Origin of the sequence: Paracoccus thiocyanatus (genome assembly GCF_900156255.1) — a bacterium.
Classification (GTDB): Bacteria; Pseudomonadota; Alphaproteobacteria; order Rhodobacterales; family Rhodobacteraceae; genus Paracoccus; species Paracoccus thiocyanatus.
The window spans coordinates 1-14,581 of sequence record NZ_FTMK01000019.1 but is presented as its reverse complement, the minus strand read 5'-3'; the positions used below and the strand labels follow the sequence as shown (position 1 = coordinate 14,581).

At 67.1% G+C, this 14,581-nt stretch carries 16 protein-coding genes and 1 tRNA gene; 9 read left to right on the top strand and 8 right to left on the bottom strand.

The window, feature by feature from the left end; translation table 11 throughout:
* Window positions 1-6 precede the first annotated feature (6 nt).
* Window positions 7-753: a hydroxyacylglutathione hydrolase gene (gene gloB, locus F3H32_RS13265; protein WP_149766276.1), complete on the bottom strand. Its 747-nt coding sequence runs from the start codon at window positions 751-753 to the stop codon at window positions 7-9.
* Window positions 754-804: 51 nt separating this feature from the next.
* Between gloB and F3H32_RS13260 the strand changes: the two genes are divergently transcribed.
* From F3H32_RS13260 to F3H32_RS13230, 7 genes are all read left to right on the top strand, one after another.
* The gene (locus tag F3H32_RS13260; protein ID WP_149766275.1) at window positions 805-1,587 is read left to right on the top strand and encodes a class I SAM-dependent methyltransferase; all 783 of its coding nucleotides are present in this window, start codon (window positions 805-807) and stop codon (window positions 1,585-1,587) included.
* Between the two features lie 379 nt (window positions 1,588-1,966).
* On the top strand, window positions 1,967-2,527 hold the full coding sequence (locus tag F3H32_RS13255) for a F0F1 ATP synthase subunit delta (RefSeq protein ID WP_188128667.1): 561 nt from the start codon (window positions 1,967-1,969) through the stop codon (window positions 2,525-2,527).
* Window positions 2,527-4,062, top strand: a complete 1,536-nt coding sequence (gene atpA / locus F3H32_RS13250; protein ID WP_149766273.1) for a F0F1 ATP synthase subunit alpha — start codon at window positions 2,527-2,529, stop codon at window positions 4,060-4,062. Before F3H32_RS13255 ends, atpA begins: the two co-directional genes overlap by 1 nt.
* A gap of 12 nt (window positions 4,063-4,074) precedes the next feature.
* Window positions 4,075-4,947 carry a F0F1 ATP synthase subunit gamma gene (locus tag F3H32_RS13245; protein WP_149766272.1) on the top strand — a complete coding sequence of 291 codons (873 nt, stop codon included), beginning with the start codon at window positions 4,075-4,077 and terminating at the stop codon, window positions 4,945-4,947.
* 17 nt (window positions 4,948-4,964) lie between these two features.
* Complete coding sequence (gene atpD / locus F3H32_RS13240) at window positions 4,965-6,389, top strand: F0F1 ATP synthase subunit beta (protein WP_149766271.1); 1,425 nt, start codon at window positions 4,965-4,967, stop codon at window positions 6,387-6,389.
* Window positions 6,390-6,398: 9 nt separating this feature from the next.
* The gene (locus F3H32_RS13235; RefSeq protein ID WP_149766270.1) at window positions 6,399-6,845 is read left to right on the top strand and encodes a F0F1 ATP synthase subunit epsilon; all 447 of its coding nucleotides are present in this window, start codon (window positions 6,399-6,401) and stop codon (window positions 6,843-6,845) included.
* Window positions 6,846-6,941: 96 nt separating this feature from the next.
* Window positions 6,942-7,292, top strand: a complete 351-nt coding sequence (locus F3H32_RS13230; RefSeq protein ID WP_149766269.1) for an H-type lectin domain-containing protein — start codon at window positions 6,942-6,944, stop codon at window positions 7,290-7,292.
* An 8-nt stretch (window positions 7,293-7,300) separates the two neighbouring features.
* Here F3H32_RS13230 and F3H32_RS13225 read toward each other — a convergent pair whose 3' ends face one another.
* Both F3H32_RS13225 and F3H32_RS13220 read right to left on the bottom strand, forming a co-directional pair.
* The gene (locus tag F3H32_RS13225) at window positions 7,301-8,071 is read right to left on the bottom strand and encodes an alpha/beta fold hydrolase (protein ID WP_149766268.1); all 771 of its coding nucleotides are present in this window, start codon (window positions 8,069-8,071) and stop codon (window positions 7,301-7,303) included.
* Complete coding sequence (locus F3H32_RS13220; RefSeq protein ID WP_149766267.1) at window positions 8,068-8,667, bottom strand: 2-hydroxychromene-2-carboxylate isomerase; 600 nt, start codon at window positions 8,665-8,667, stop codon at window positions 8,068-8,070. Before F3H32_RS13220 ends, F3H32_RS13225 begins: the two co-directional genes overlap by 4 nt.
* 81 nt (window positions 8,668-8,748) lie before the next feature.
* On the opposite strand from F3H32_RS13220, the gene F3H32_RS13215 reads away from it, so the two are divergent.
* Entirely contained in the window at window positions 8,749-9,768 is a 1,020-nt protein-coding gene (locus F3H32_RS13215) for a ribose-phosphate pyrophosphokinase (protein WP_149766266.1), read from the top strand.
* A 67-nt stretch (window positions 9,769-9,835) separates the two neighbouring features.
* Here F3H32_RS13215 and F3H32_RS13210 read toward each other — a convergent pair whose 3' ends face one another.
* The 3 genes from F3H32_RS13210 to rlmB form a co-directional block, all read right to left on the bottom strand.
* The gene (locus tag F3H32_RS13210; protein ID WP_149766265.1) at window positions 9,836-10,288 is read right to left on the bottom strand and encodes a CoA-binding protein; all 453 of its coding nucleotides are present in this window, start codon (window positions 10,286-10,288) and stop codon (window positions 9,836-9,838) included.
* Between the two features lie 183 nt (window positions 10,289-10,471).
* Entirely contained in the window at window positions 10,472-10,885 is a 414-nt protein-coding gene (locus F3H32_RS13205) for a YHS domain-containing (seleno)protein (RefSeq protein WP_149766264.1), read from the bottom strand.
* Window positions 10,886-10,982: 97 nt separating this feature from the next.
* Window positions 10,983-11,780, bottom strand: coding sequence for a 23S rRNA (guanosine(2251)-2'-O)-methyltransferase RlmB (rlmB, locus tag F3H32_RS13200; protein WP_149766263.1), 798 nt, complete (start codon window positions 11,778-11,780; stop codon window positions 10,983-10,985).
* Between the two features lie 156 nt (window positions 11,781-11,936).
* Here rlmB and F3H32_RS13195 point away from each other — a divergent pair.
* A tRNA-Tyr gene (locus F3H32_RS13195) sits at window positions 11,937-12,020 on the top strand.
* A 192-nt stretch (window positions 12,021-12,212) separates the two neighbouring features.
* Here F3H32_RS13195 and F3H32_RS13190 read toward each other — a convergent pair.
* Window positions 12,213-14,195, bottom strand: coding sequence for a PhoX family protein (locus tag F3H32_RS13190; protein ID WP_149766262.1), 1,983 nt, complete (start codon window positions 14,193-14,195; stop codon window positions 12,213-12,215).
* A 53-nt stretch (window positions 14,196-14,248) separates the two neighbouring features.
* On the bottom strand, window positions 14,249-14,581 hold a 333-nt coding region (locus tag F3H32_RS13185), incomplete at its 5' end, for a transposase (RefSeq protein WP_149764913.1).

The following is a 14,581-nucleotide window of genomic DNA, read 5'->3' as shown; positions in this document are numbered from 1 at the left end:
GGGCGGTCAGAACCGATCCTTCCTGGCGCGCAGCTCGGCAAAGACGTCGGCATCGGCGGCGCCGGCCATGCCCAAGCCATCCGCCAGTTCGCGGACCCGCAGAAACGGATTGGTCGCCCGCTCATCGGCCAGGGTCGAGGGGGCGCAGGGGCGCTTGCCTGCCGCGGTTTCCTCCAGCCGCCGGCGCAGGGCGGCATTGCCGGGATCGACCGAAAGGGCAAAGGCGCCGTTGCCGCGGCAGTAATCGTGCCCCGAACAGACCAGCGTCCCAGCCGGTAGCGCGTTCAGCCGCGAGAGGCTGGCCCACATCGCCTGGGCGTCGCCTTCGAACAGCCGGCCGCAGCCAAGCGCCATCAGGCTGTCGGCGGTAAAGACCATGGCCGAGCCCGGCAGGTGAAAGGCCAGATGGCCGATGGTATGGCCGGGCACGTCGATCGCCTGGGCCTGCTCGCCGCAAAGGTCGAAATGCGCGCCGGGGCGGACCGGCTGGTCCAGGGGCGGCAGCCGCGCCGCGTCAAGCGCATTGCCGATGACCGCGGCGCCGGTCCTGTCCGCCAGTTCGGGCACGGCCTGGATGTGGTCGGCGTGGTGATGGGTCAGCGCGATCTGGTCCAGCGTCCAGCCGCGCGCCGCCAGTTCCGCAAGGATGGGCGCGGCCTCGGGCGCATCGACCAGCGCCGTCCGGCCGTTGCCGTGCAAAAGCCAGGCATAGTTGTCGGTCAGGCAGCGAATGGGAACCAGATCCAGCGGCATTGGCAAATTCCTTTCTTTGCCGCAGTCTGGCCCCGCCAGGCGGGAGGCGCAATGCATCACGACGTATTCGATCTGCGGAAGTTCTATTACACCCGCGCGCTGGGCCGGGTGGTGCAGCGCGTGCTGCGCGACCGGCTGACGGCGCTGTGGCCGCCCGACCAGGCGCAGGGCATGACCTTTGCCGGGTTCGGCTTTGCGGCGCCGCTGCTGCGGCCCTGGCTGGCGCGGGCGCGGCGCGTCGTGTCGCTGATGCCGGGGCCGCAAGGGGTGATGGCCTGGCCGGCGGGCCTGCCCAACTGCTCGGTCCTGTGCGAAGAGACGGCCTGGCCGCTGGATACCGGCAGCGTCGACCGGATGGTGCTGCTGCATGCGCTGGAGACCGCCGACCACCCGGCGGCGCTGATGGCGGAAGCCTGGCGCGTGCTGGGGCCGGGGGGGCGGATGCTGGTCATGGTGCCCAACCGGGCCGGGCTTTGGGCGCGCTCGGACACGACGCCTTTCGGCCTGGGACGCAGCTATACGGCGGGCCAGCTAGAGGCGCAGGCCCGCGCGGCCGGCTTTGTCACCGAGCGGGCGGGGGCGGCGCTTTACATCCCGCCCTCGGATCGCAGGTTCTGGCTGAAAAGCGCGCAGATGTGGGAACAGGCCGGCCTGCGCATCAGCCAGGTGCTGGTCGCGGGCGTGCTGCTGACCGAGTTCAGCAAGCAGGTGCAGGCCCCGGTCGGCCCGGCGCGGCGCGTCAGCGTGCCAAGCCCGCTTGACGTGCTGGGCGGCATCGCCCGGCCGCGCCCGGCCGGACAGGGCGCGGGCAGGACGGCCGGCGATCAGGGCTAAGGCGCGGGGCCGCGCCGAGGGACGGGGCCGATGGGAAAGGGCGGGGGCCGTCAACGGCGGCGGCGACCCAGGCACGAATCCCCCCCGCTGATCGCCGCGCGCGCGGGCGTTCCTTGCGCGCGCGAAGGGCGTGGCTGGGCCGCGCCGGGCCGGGTGTTTGCGCAATCGGCCGCGGCCTGGCCTGCAACAAGGGTCGCAAACCCTCGTTTTTCCGTGTTCAAGGCGGTTGCGGCAGCGAAAATCACCTGCTAGAGACGCCGCAGATTTCGGGAAGGTTCCAGCCGGATTATGCTTGGGCCCGCCCTTGACCCGCGCTCCGCGACAGACCGGCCCGCCCGCCGGCCCGCCAGCGGAGCTTGCGCTAACCGGAAGGATGACCGTGGCCAATTCCGCTTCGATTTCCGCTGATATCGCCGGGCGTTATGCGCAGGCCCTGTTCGATCTGGCCAGGGATTCGGGCGGCATCGACGCCCTGTCCGGCCAGCTCGACGACCTGGCCTTGGCCTATGACGCCAGCCAGGATCTGCGCGACCTGACCCTGTCGCCGCTTTACGACCGCCAGCAGCAGGAAACGGCGGTCGGTGCGCTGGCCAGCCGCATGGGGCTTGCGCCCGAACTGGCCAATACGCTGCGGCTGATGGCCCGCAACCGGCGGCTGTTCACCCTGCCGCAATTCCTGGCCCGGCTGCGCGACCTCATCGCCGAGGCGAAGGGCGAAACCACCGCCGACGTGGTCAGCGCGCAGGCGCTGACGGACGAACAAAAGGCCCGGCTTGGCGATACGCTGGCGGCGAAATCGGGCAAGACGGTGAAACTGAACGCGCGTGTCGATGAAAGCCTCATCGGCGGCATGATCGTCAAACTGGGCTCGCAGATGATCGACAGCTCGATCCGCTCGAAGCTCGCCTCCCTCCAGAATGCTATGAAAGAGGTCGGATAATGGGAATCCAGGCAGCCGAAATCTCGGCCATCCTCAAGGATCAGATCAAGAATTTCGGTCAGGACGCCGAGGTGGCCGAGGTCGGGCAGGTGCTGTCCGTCGGTGACGGCATCGCCCGCGTCTATGGCCTGGACAAGGTTCAGGCCGGCGAGATGGTCGAGTTCCCCGGCGGCATCCGCGGCATGGTGCTGAACCTTGAAACCGACAACGTCGGCGTCGTGATCTTCGGCGACGACCGCTCGATCAAGGAAGGCGACACCGTCAAGCGCACCGGCGCCATCGTGGAAGTCCCGGCCGGCAAGGAATTGCTGGGCCGCGTGGTCGACGCGCTGGGCAACCCGATCGACGGCAAGGGCCCGATCAACGCATCCGAGCGTCGCGTCGCCGACGTCAAGGCCCCCGGCATCATGCCGCGCAAATCGGTGCACGAGCCGATGGCGACCGGCCTGAAATCGGTGGACGCCATGATCCCCGTGGGCCGCGGCCAGCGCGAGCTGATCATCGGCGACCGCCAGACCGGCAAGACCGCCATCGCGCTGGACACCATCCTGAACCAGCAGAACTACAACGGCCGCGAGGCCGATGGCATGAAGACCCTGCACTGCATCTATGTCGCGGTGGGTCAGAAGCGCTCGACCGTGGCCCAGTTGGTCAAGAAGCTGGAAGAGACCGGCGCCATGGCCTACACCACCGTCGTGGCCGCGACCGCCTCAGACCCGGCGCCGATGCAATACCTGGCGCCCTATTCGGCGACCGCCATGGGCGAATATTTCCGCGACAACGGCATGGATGCGCTGATCATCTATGACGACCTGTCCAAGCAGGCCGTGGCTTACCGCCAGATGTCGCTGCTGCTGCGCCGTCCGCCGGGGCGCGAAGCCTATCCGGGCGACGTGTTCTACCTGCATTCGCGCCTGCTGGAGCGTTCGGCCAAGCTGAACGAGGCCAACGGCGCCGGCTCGCTGACCGCGCTGCCGATCATCGAAACCCAGGCGGGCGACGTGTCGGCCTATATCCCGACCAACGTGATCTCGATCACCGACGGCCAGATCTTCCTGGAAACCGAACTGTTCTTCCAGGGCATCCGCCCGGCCGTGAACACCGGCCTTTCGGTCAGCCGCGTCGGCTCGGCCGCGCAGACCAAGGCGATGAAATCGGTCGCCGGCCCGGTCAAGCTGGAACTGGCGCAGTATCGCGAGATGGCGGCATTCGCTCAGTTCGGCTCGGACCTTGACGCCGCGACGCAGAAGCTTCTGAACCGCGGCGCGCGCCTGACCGAACTGATGAAGCAGCCGCAATATTCGCCGCTGACCAACGCCGAGATCGTCATCGTGATCTATGCCGGCACCAAGGGCTATCTGGACAATATCCCGGTCCGGGACGTGACCAAATGGGAACAGGGGCTGCTTCAGTATCTGCGCAACCAAAAGGCCGATCTGCTTGACGACATGACCAGGAACGACCGCAAGATCGCGGGCGAACTGGAAGATGCGATCAAGGCAGCGCTGGACGGTTACGCCAAGACCTACGCCTGAGAGGAGGGATAGATGCCCAGCCTCAAGGATCTCAAGAACCGGATCGGCAGCGTCAAGAACACGCGCAAGATCACCAAGGCGATGCAAATGGTCGCCGCCGCGAAACTGCGCCGTGCGCAGGAGGCGGCGGAGGCCGCGCGGCCCTATGCGGACCGGATGGCCTCGGTGATGGCCGGGCTGACCGCTGCGGCGGCCGGCTCGGACATGGCGCCGCGCCTGTTGGCGGGAACCGGCGACGACCGCCGGCATCTGCTGGTGGTGATGACCTCGGAACGCGGGCTTGCGGGCGGGTTCAACTCGACCATCGTCAAGCTGGCCCGCTTGCGCCTGCAAGAGTTGCAGGCCCAGGGCAAGCAGGTGGCCATCCTGACCGTCGGCAAGAAGGGCCGCGAGCAGCTCAAGCGCGAATACGGCGATCTTTTCGTCCATCACGTCGACATGAGCGAGGTCAAGCGCATCGGCTATGAGAATGCGCGCCAGATCGCGGATGATATCCTGGACCGCTTCGGCGCCGGCGAATTCGACGTGGCGACGCTGTTCTACAACCGTTTCGAATCGGTGATCAGCCAGGTTCCGACCGCAAGGCAGATCATCCCCGCCGTGGTCGAAGAGGGCGAGGCCGGTGCCTCGGCGCTTTACGACTACGAGCCGGACGAGAACGCGATCCTGAACGACCTTCTGCCGCGTTCGGTCGCGACGCAGGTCTTTGCGGCGCTGCTGGAGAACGCGGCGTCCGAACAGGGCGCGCGGATGACCGCCATGGACAACGCCACGCGCAATGCCGGCGACATGATCGACAGGCTGACGACGGAATATAACCGCTCGCGTCAGGCCGCGATCACCAAGGAACTGATTGAAATCATCTCGGGCGCAGAGGCGCTCTGACACGTAGAGGTAGAGACATGGCAGAGGCCAATGGAAAAATCACGCAGGTGATCGGCGCCGTCGTCGACGTGCAGTTCGACGGCCAGCTTCCTGCGATTCTGAACGCTCTGGAAACCGAGAACAACGGCAAGCGCCTGGTGCTGGAAGTGGCCCAGCACCTGGGCGAAAACACCGTCCGCACCATCGCCATGGATGCGACCGAGGGCCTGGTTCGCGGCCTGCCGGTGCGCGATACCGGCGGCCCGATCATGGTTCCGGTCGGCGACGTGACGCTGGGCCGGATCCTGAACGTCGTCGGCGAGCCGGTGGACGAGGGCGAGCCGCTGGCCGCCGCGGAAAAGCGCGCCATCCACCAGCCGGCCCCGGACTTCGCCGCCCAGGCGACCGCGTCGGAAATCCTGGTCACCGGCATCAAGGTCATCGACCTGCTGGCCCCCTATTCCAAGGGCGGCAAGATCGGCCTGTTCGGCGGCGCGGGCGTCGGCAAGACGGTTCTGATCATGGAACTGATCAACAACATCGCCAAGGTGCATTCGGGCTATTCCGTGTTCGCGGGCGTCGGCGAGCGCACCCGCGAGGGCAACGACCTTTACCACGAGATGGTGGAATCGGGCGTCATCAAGCCCGACAACCTGTCGGAAAGCCAGGTGGCCCTGGTCTATGGCCAGATGAACGAGCCCCCGGGGGCGCGGATGCGCGTGGCGCTGACCGGCCTGACCGTGGCCGAACAGTTCCGCGACGCCACCGGCACCGACGTTCTGTTCTTTGTCGACAACATCTTCCGCTTTACCCAGGCGGGTTCGGAAGTGTCGGCGCTGCTGGGCCGCATCCCGTCCGCCGTGGGCTACCAGCCGACGCTGGCGACCGACATGGGCGCGATGCAGGAACGCATCACCTCGACCAAGAACGGCTCGATCACCTCGATCCAGGCCGTCTACGTTCCCGCGGACGACCTGACCGACCCGGCGCCCGCCACGACCTTTGCCCACCTGGACGCCACGACGGTTCTGTCGCGCGCGATTTCGGAACTGGGCATCTATCCGGCCGTGGACCCGCTCGATTCGAACAGCCGGATCCTTGACCCGGCGATCGTCGGCGAAGAGCATTACCAGGTGGCGCGCGACGTCCAGGGCATCTTGCAGAAATACAAGTCGCTTCAGGATATCATCGCCATTCTGGGCATGGACGAACTGTCCGAAGAGGACAAGCTGACCGTGGCCCGCGCCCGCAAGATCCAGCGTTTCCTGTCGCAGCCCTTCGACGTGGCCAAGGTGTTCACCGGCTCGGACGGGGTGCAGGTGCCGCTGGAAGACACGATCAAGTCCTTCAAGGCGGTCGTGGCCGGTGAATACGACCACCTGCCGGAAGCGGCCTTCTACATGGTCGGCGGCATCGAGGATGTGAAAGCCAAGGCTCAGCGTCTCGCCGCTGACGCGGCATAAGGGGGCGACATGGCCGACACGATGCAGTTCGACCTCGTCTCGCCGGAACGGAACCTGCTTTCCGTTCCGGTGCGCGAGGTGCGCCTGCCCGGCGCCGAGGGCGACCTGACCGCGATGCCCGGCCATGCGCCGGCCATCGTCAACCTGCGCCCCGGTCTGGTGACCGTGGTGGCGGGGGACGGGTCCGAGACGGAGTTCGCAGTGACCGGCGGCTTTGCCGAGATCAACGGCGAATCCGTGACCCTGCTGGCGGAACGGGGCCATCCCCGCGCCGAGATGACGCAGGAGGTCTTTAACGAGATGATGGCCCAGGCCCGTCGTCGCGTCGAGACCGCCAGAGAGCGCGATACCGCCGGCGAGGAACTTGTCGCCGCCGGGGTCAAGCTTCTGGCCGACATGGAGGCGCTTGGCACGCATATCGGGCTTGACCCGAACCAGGCGAATTTTCCGCATTAGCCGCGGGACTGACCAAAAGAACAGGAAGCCCCGGTCAGCCGGGGCTTTATTTGTTTCGCGCCCTGCTTTCTCATGGCGCGTGGGGAGGAGCGCGGGTTGCGTCGAATCGAACATTCTGCCGTTGGCGTCGCCAATGGCTCGACCGAGATGTTCTCGGCCTTCGAAAGCGGGGGGCCGATGTGGACAGGGCAGGGGCCGCGGGTCGAAACCAGGTCGGTGCGCTTTGACGAGGAATTCGTCGAGCCGCCGGTGGTCCATGTCGGGCTAAGCATGTGGGATATCGCCTGCCATGCCAACCAGCGCGCCGATATCCGGGCGGTGAACATCACCCGCCAGGGGTTCGACCTGCAATTCCGCACCTGGGAGGATACCCGCGTCGCGCGGGTGCGGGCCGACTGGATGGCAATCGGTCCGCTGCGCCATGCCGAGGACTGGGATATCGACTGACCGCCGGGTCAGGCGCGTTCCAGGTTCAGCCCGATCAGTTCCGCGACCTGCCGCGGGTGGGTGATGGGCAGCATGTGGCCCGCCCCCGGCACGCTGGCGCGTCCGACATCGGGCAGCCGCGCCGCCAGCGCCTTGGCGATTGCGGGGATCACCGGCGGCGATTCCTGGCCCAGGACGATCATCACCGGCGCGTCGATGGATTCCAGCCCGCCGGGGCGCAGGATATGCGCGGCATCGTCGCGTAGCGTTTCGTTGCTGGCCTGGACCAGATGGATCTGCCGCGCCAGCCGGGCCTGGGTCGCCGGGGCCTGCGCTTGCCAGTCAAGCCCGCCCCAGACGCCCAGAAAGGTGCGCGCCGCCTCGGCGTCCTCTCCGGCGGCGAGCCGGGCTGCGACATCCTCCAGCAGCGCGTCGTTTTGCGCCTCGGGCGCGGCGGCGAACAGCACCGGCTCGATCAGGGTCAGGCTGCGCACCGCCTCGGGGGCGGCGACGGCGATGCGCAGCGCCACGGTCGCGCCCATGCTGTGGCCGATCAGGTCCAGCGGCCGGTCGATCAGAGCCGCGGCCGCGCGGGTGACGGCGGTGTGATAGTCCGGCGGCCCGCCCGCCCAGTCGGGGCTTTGCCCATGGCCCGGCAGGTCCGGCGCGCTGATCCGCACCTGGTCGCGCAGCGCCTGGGCGATCGGTCCCCAATAGACCGCATTGCCCATCATGCAATGCAGCGCCAGGGCCGGGCGGTCCTCGTTGCCCGGCCAGCGCCTTAGGTGCAGCGCGCTCACAGGCCGGCCAGGTGCCGGTCAAGGAAATCCAGCCGGTCCTGGCCCCAGAACCGCTCTCCCGTCTCGGGCACGGTGTAGAAGGGCGCGCCGAAGGCCCCGGCCTCGACCGCCTGTTCCAGGTTGCTGCCGAAGGTCTCGGCGCCGACGAACAGGCCCTTGTCGGCCAGGTCCGGGTCGAAGCCCGCGGCGGCCAGTTTCCCGCGGATCACCGCGTCGTCGGCGATGTCGGCATCCTCGGCCCAGACGGCGCGCAGGAAGCCTTGCACCAGCCCGGCCAGGTCGCCGCCCCCTGCCTGCTGCGCGGCAATGATGGCATAGGACGAAGGCGCGGGGTTCACCGGCCAGAAGGCGGGCTTCAGGTTCAGCGCCATGCCCAGATGCTGCGACCAGCGGCGCAGCTCTTGCGCGCGGTGTTCCATGCGCGAGGGGTGGCGGTCGGCCGGGCGCACCCCGCCGGTGCGGTCGAACAATTGCAGCAGATCGACGGGCTTGTAGGTGATCGTCGCGCCATGGCGGGCGGCGATCTCTTCTAGCCGGTTGCCGGCGAGATAGCTCCAGGGGCTGGGTGTGCCGAAGTAATAGTCGATATGCGCCATGGTTTCGTCCTCGGGGTTTGCGGGCAGGCTAGCCCGGTGCTAAGCGGGGTGCAATCGCACGAATCCAGACAGGGAAAGCCCATGCCGGCCATGACCGAACCCAAGCTCATTGCGGGAAATGCGAACCGGCCCTTGGCCAGCGCCATCGCCCGGCGCATGTCGATGCATCGCGGCATGAACGTCGCCCCGGTCGAGGCGCGGGTCGAACGGTTCAACGACCAGGAAATCTTTGTCGAGGTTTATGAAAACGTCCGCGGCGAGGATATGTTCATCATCCAGCCGACCTCGAACCCGGCCAATGACAACCTGATGGAACTGCTGATCATGAGCGACGCGCTCAAGCGGTCCTCGGCGGCGCGCATCACCGCGGTGATCCCCTATTTCGGCTATGCCCGCCAGGATCGCCGGGCCAAGGCCCGCACCCCGATCAGCGCCAAGCTGGTGGCGAACCTTTTGACCGAGGCGGGGGTGGACCGGGTTCTGACGCTGGACCTGCACGCGGCGCAGATCCAGGGCTTTTTCGACATTCCGGTGGACAACCTTTATGCCGCGCCGGTCTTTGCGCTGGACATCAAGCATCATTTCCGCGACCGGCAGTCGGACCTGCTGGTCATCTCGCCCGATGTGGGCGGCGTGGCGCGGGCGCGGGAACTGGCGCAGCGCATCGGCGCGCCCCTGGCCATCGTCGACAAGCGCCGCGAAAAGCCCGGCGAAGTGGCCGAGATGACGGTGATCGGCGAGGTGGCGGGCAAGACCTGCATCATCGTGGACGATATTTGCGACACCGCCGGAACGCTGTGCAAGGCGGCGCAGGTGCTGACCGAGCATGGCGCGACCGAGGTGCATGCCTATATCACCCATGGCGTCCTGTCGGGCCCGGCGGTCGAGCGGGTACAGGCTTCGGTGATGAAGTCCCTGGTCATCACCGATTCGATCGAGCCGAGCGACAAGGTCAAATCCGCCTCGAACATCCGCATCGTGCCGACCGCGCCGATGTTTGCCCAGGCGATCCTGAACATCTGGAACGGCACCTCGGTCAGTTCGCTGTTCGAGGTGGACACGCTGGGTCCGATCTACGAGGGGCTTTATTCCGGCACCTGATCCGCCCCGCCGTAAAAAAGGCCCCGCTCGGACAGGGCGGGGCCTTTTTCATGCGGCGCGCGCGGTTTTACAGAAAGCGCGGGAACTCGATCTTGGGGCAGCGGTCCTCGACCACGGCCAGGCCGCGGGCACGGGCGCGGGCTGCCGCCTGCGGGTGGCGTACGCCAAGCTGCATCCAGATCGTGGCCAGGTTCGGCAGATGGGCCAGGGCGTCGTCGACGATGCCGGGCACCGCCTCGGGGCGGCGAAAGATATCGACCATGTCCACCGCCAGTTCGGCGGGGATTTCCCGCAGGTCGGCATAGACGCGCTCGTCCAGGATGGTGCTGCCGGCATGGCCCGGATTGACCGGAACGATGCGGTAGCCTTGCGATTTCAGATAGCGCGCAACGCCCCAGGACGGGCGGGCCTCGTTCGGCGACAGGCCGACGATGGCGATGCAGCGCGTGGTGCGGGCGATGCGCGCGATGTCGTCATCGATCGGCGATGGGCCGGTGTCGCGAAGTACTGCCAAGTTCATATGATCCTCCCCAGATCCGGGTAGAAAGTGGCATGGAAAAAGCGCCCGGTCCAGAGGTCTGGCCGGGCGCAAGTCGCGGAACGAGGGACAGTGATCTGAACATGACCGTTCCGAGGCCATGTTCGATAAATAAATGGGAACCGTGGCCAAATGGTTCCACCCCGTTCGCAAGAATGTGAAGATTCAGGGTTTCAACCGCGTCCAGGCGGTCTTGGCGCGGGTCAAAACGCCCTGCGGATCGGCAAGGAACCGCCGCCGCGCCTCGGCCGAGCGCAGAAGATAGGTGCGCTGCCCGATGACGACGAAATGGCGCGGATTGCCCGGTTCGGACCGGCCTTCGGACAGGGCGACCACGCAAAGCCCGCCCATGCCGGGGGTGTAGACCCTTGGATTGGCTTCGAAAAGATTGCGGTTCTGTTCGCTGGCGAAATGCCAGGCCTGGCCGCGCCAGACCGTGACCAGATCGGTCCGGCCCGGAACGGCCGCATTGTCCGCGCCATAGGATACCGGGTCCATCCCGTCCAGCGCCCAATCCTGGGCCAGAGACCCGACGGGGGACAGGGCAAGAAGCAGACTGGCAAGAAGGGGACGAATCATGATGCAGCACGGGCCTTGGTTTCGATCCGATCTGGCAAATCATCCGCGGATTCTCAACGGGGACGCGCGGCTTCTAGCGGCGATGTGAAGGCCCGGCCTAACTCTGTGAAGCGGAATAAAGCGCCACGGCCGCCGCGTTCGAGACATTGAGCGAGCCGAAATCGGCGGCAAAGGGGATGCGCAGGATGCGGTCGCAGGTTTCGCGGGTGCGCTCGCGCAGGCCGGGACCCTCGGCGCCCAGGACCAGGCAGATCGCCCGGCCCGACAGCTCGGCAAGCGCCTGAGGCAGGGTCTCGTCGCCGGTGCCGTCAAGGCCCAGGACGGTATAGCCCATGGATTGCAGCTCGATCAGCGTGTCGGCCAGGTTCGTGACCCGCAGATAAGGCTGCCGCTCCAGCGCGCCAGAGGCGGTCTTGGCCAGCGCGCCGGTTTCGGGGGCGGAATGGCGCGCCGGCGCGATGACGGCGCGCGCGCCGAAAACCTCGGCCGAGCGCAGGATGGCGCCGACGTTATGCGGGTCGCTGACCCGGTCCAGCGCCACCAGCAGCGGCCGCCCCGGCCCCGACAGCGCCAGGTCGGCAAGGCTGCCCCATGTCAGCGGCCGGACCTCGAGCGCGGCGCCCTGGTGCACGCTTTCGGCGGGCAGCGGCACGGTGCGGTCGAACAGGCGCGCGTCCACGATTTCGTGGGCCAGGTCCGCCGGCAGGGGGCCAAGCCGGTCCAGCGCGTTGCGGGTGACGACCAGTCGCAGCTTTTCGCGCCTGGGATTGGCCAGCGCATCGCGCACGGCATGCAGGCCGAACAGCCAGATGGTTTCAGCGGCCGCGGCGCGGCGCGCGCGTTCCTTGTCGATGACCCAGGCGGGTTTCTTGGTCTTTTGCTGTTTCTCGGCCATGTCGCATCCCCGGAGGTATCATCGACTGCGCAGAAAATACGGCGGAATGCAACCTCTGGCGAGGGCTGCGCGGGCGGTGCGATTTTTTCGGCCGATCCCTGCTTGACGCCCCCCGCCCGCCGGGCTAATCACCGCCCCACGCCGAAAGCGTTCGGCGGGCGACGTGCTGCAAGGTGCGGCAGCGGACTGTAACTCCGCCGGGGAGACCCATGCCTGGTTCGATTCCAGGGTCGCCCACCATCTCTCCCCTAAACCAAGCAGACAGCGACAGGCCGATATGCCCGCTGACCTGGCGGGGCCCGGCCATCGCGCCAAGCCGTCCGCCGTCCTTGATATCAATAGGCGATTTTCACCGGCCCGTCTTGCCCCTTTCCCAACCGCCCCCCCGGATTGCGGCGGGCCTGTGCGACCCGCCGCCGTGCTGGCTGCCTGTCAGCCGATGCGCCCGCCGCCTTGCCGGGTGATCGCAACCACGGCGGGGCGGACCGGCATGTCCTCGCTGAAATCCGGCCAGCGGGTCGAGAGGTCCTCGTAATACGAGGGGCGGCCATGCCCCTCCCAGTCGTCGCCGCCGTCGCCCGGATGCTGGATGGCCACGAACATGGTGGTCATGTCGGGGCTGGGGCAGGGGCCGCAAAGCTCGGCCCCCACGGGGACGCGGTAGAACAGCCGCGATGTGCCGCGCGCGGCGCCCTCGGTGTCGACCGCCCAAAGCCCGTCGGTGCGCCCGGTATCCGAGAGGTTGTTGCCGTCGGTCGAAACCCATAGCCGGCCGTCAGCGTCGATGGCCGCGTTGTCGGGCATGCCGAACCAGCCGTTGCGGGTGGTTTCGGTCGAGAAGGTGGCGCCGACCTCGGCCACGGCAGGGTCGCCGCATTGCAGCAGGATTTCCCAGCGCCCGGTGGTGGCGGTAAAGTCCTGGCCGTCCTCCAGAATCTCGATGATATGGCCAAAGGCGTTGTTGGCGCGGGGGTTTGCGGCATCGGCCTCGTCGCGCTTGGTGTTATTGGTCAGCATCACATAGGCGCGGCCGGTTTCGGGATTGGGCTGGATGTCCTCGGGGCGGTCCATCGGCGTCGCGCCCATCAGGTCGGCGGCGCGGCGAGTCTCGATCAGCACGTCGGCCTGCGTCTCAAAGCCGTTCTCGGCGGTCAGCGGCCCCTGGCCATGGACCAGCGCCAGCCATTCCATCGCGCCGTCTTCGTCAAAGCGGGCGACGTAAAGCGTGCCGTCGTCCAGCAGGTCCATGTTCGCCGCGCGGTTATCCGGGTCGAACGTGCCGGCGGTCACGAATTTGTAGACGTAATCGAACCGCTCGTCATCGCCCAGGTAGAACACGACGCGGCCGTCCCTGGCCACCACGCTTTCGGCGCCCTCATGCTTGAAGCGGCCAAGCGCGGTGCGCTTCCTGGGGACCGAGCCGGGATCGTGCACATCGACCTCGACCACCCAGCCGAAGCGGTTGGGCTCGTTCGGTTCCTGCGCGACATCGAAGCGGCGGTGGAACCTGCCCCATTGATAGTCGCCGGCCGGGATGCCCATGCGCTTGTAGTTCCCCGCCTCGGGGTGGTCGCCGGGCAGTTCGCCCTGGAAATAGCCGTGGATGTTCTCTTCGGCCATGATGTAGGTGCCCCAGGGCGTCACGCCGCCGGCGCAGTTGTTGATGGTGCCAAGGACGGTGGTGCCGTCGGGATCGTCCATGGTCTTGACGCGGTCATGGCCGGCGACCGGGCCGGACAGCCGCATTTCGGTCGTGGCGGTGATGCGGCGGTTCAGGACCCCGTCCAGGACCGGCTGCCATTTTCCGTCGATCTTGCGGATCTCGACGATGGTGCCGCCATGGGCGGCCATTTCGATATCGACCCGCTCCGGCGTGGCGTCGGCGACGCTGATCTTGCCGTCGGCGACGGTGACGATGCCGGGGAACATCAGGTGTTCGTTGGTGTATTCGTGGTTCACCACCAGAAGGCCGCGATCGGTGGCGCCGTCCAGCGGGATGAAGCCGACGAAATCGTTGTTATAGCCGAACTGGCGTTCCTGCGCGGCTTGCGACTGGTTGGCGGGGTCGAAATCGGGGGCGTCGGGGAACAGCTTGTCGCCCCAGCGCAGCAGCACGTCGGCGTCATAGCCGTCGGCGACATGGTGGTCGGCATCGACGCCGGCCTCGACCTCGGGGAAGTCGAAGACCGAGGCGCCGCCCGCCGCGCGCGCCCGGTCCGCGGCCAGGATGGCCACGGGCGAGACGGTGGCGGCGATGGCGGCCGATGCCATCGAGCCCTTCAGGAAGTTGCGCCGCGAAAACCGGGCGGCGATGATGTCGCCCATCGTCGGATTGCTGGTCGGGTTCAGGCCCGGCCCGTCCGCCTCCTCCAGCTTGGAGGTGCGGAAGATCTGGCTTTGGCGAAGGTCGGTCATTGCTGACTCCATGGCTGGTTCGGTCCAGCCTGCTGACTAGGGTCTGTTGAGATTCATCGTGAGTTGATCAGGGCTGCCACAGCGTAGATCATGGCCTCAAAGGATGTATCGGTCTTTTCGGACCGCATGGCGATACGCTTGAACTCCTTGAGTTTGCAGAAGAAGTTCTCGATGAGGTGGCGGCGCTTGTAGAGTTCGGGATCGATGATCAACGGCGCGCGGCGCTGTGGACGCTGCGAGATGCAGATCAGCGCGCCGCGTGCGTTCATCTCGGCGATGATCCAGTTGCTGTCGAAGGCCTTGTCGGCCAGCATCGCATTGAAGGCGAGCCCCTCGATCAGCGGCGCGACCCCAACCGTGTCAAAGCGGTGCCCCGGTATCAGGAC

Excerpts from the sequence above, each read along its gene's own strand:
- gloB (WP_149766276.1), bottom strand. The coding sequence starts at position 753 with ATGCCGCTGGATCTGGTTCCCATTCGCTGCCTGACCGACAACTATGCC.
- F3H32_RS13260 (WP_149766275.1), top strand. The coding sequence starts at position 805 with ATGCATCACGACGTATTCGATCTGCGGAAGTTCTATTACACCCGCGCG.
- atpA (WP_149766273.1), top strand. The coding sequence starts at position 2,527 with ATGGGAATCCAGGCAGCCGAAATCTCGGCCATCCTCAAGGATCAGATC.
- F3H32_RS13245 (WP_149766272.1), top strand. The coding sequence starts at position 4,075 with ATGCCCAGCCTCAAGGATCTCAAGAACCGGATCGGCAGCGTCAAGAAC.
- atpD (WP_149766271.1), top strand. The coding sequence starts at position 4,965 with ATGGCAGAGGCCAATGGAAAAATCACGCAGGTGATCGGCGCCGTCGTC.
- F3H32_RS13235 (WP_149766270.1), top strand. The coding sequence starts at position 6,399 with ATGGCCGACACGATGCAGTTCGACCTCGTCTCGCCGGAACGGAACCTG.
- F3H32_RS13220 (WP_149766267.1), bottom strand. The coding sequence starts at position 8,667 with ATGGCGCATATCGACTATTACTTCGGCACACCCAGCCCCTGGAGCTAT.
- F3H32_RS13215 (WP_149766266.1), top strand. The coding sequence starts at position 8,749 with ATGCCGGCCATGACCGAACCCAAGCTCATTGCGGGAAATGCGAACCGG.
- F3H32_RS13210 (WP_149766265.1), bottom strand. The coding sequence starts at position 10,288 with ATGAACTTGGCAGTACTTCGCGACACCGGCCCATCGCCGATCGATGAC.
- F3H32_RS13205 (WP_149766264.1), bottom strand. The coding sequence starts at position 10,885 with ATGATTCGTCCCCTTCTTGCCAGTCTGCTTCTTGCCCTGTCCCCCGTC.
- rlmB (WP_149766263.1), bottom strand. The coding sequence starts at position 11,780 with ATGGCCGAGAAACAGCAAAAGACCAAGAAACCCGCCTGGGTCATCGAC.
- F3H32_RS13190 (WP_149766262.1), bottom strand. The coding sequence starts at position 14,195 with ATGACCGACCTTCGCCAAAGCCAGATCTTCCGCACCTCCAAGCTGGAG.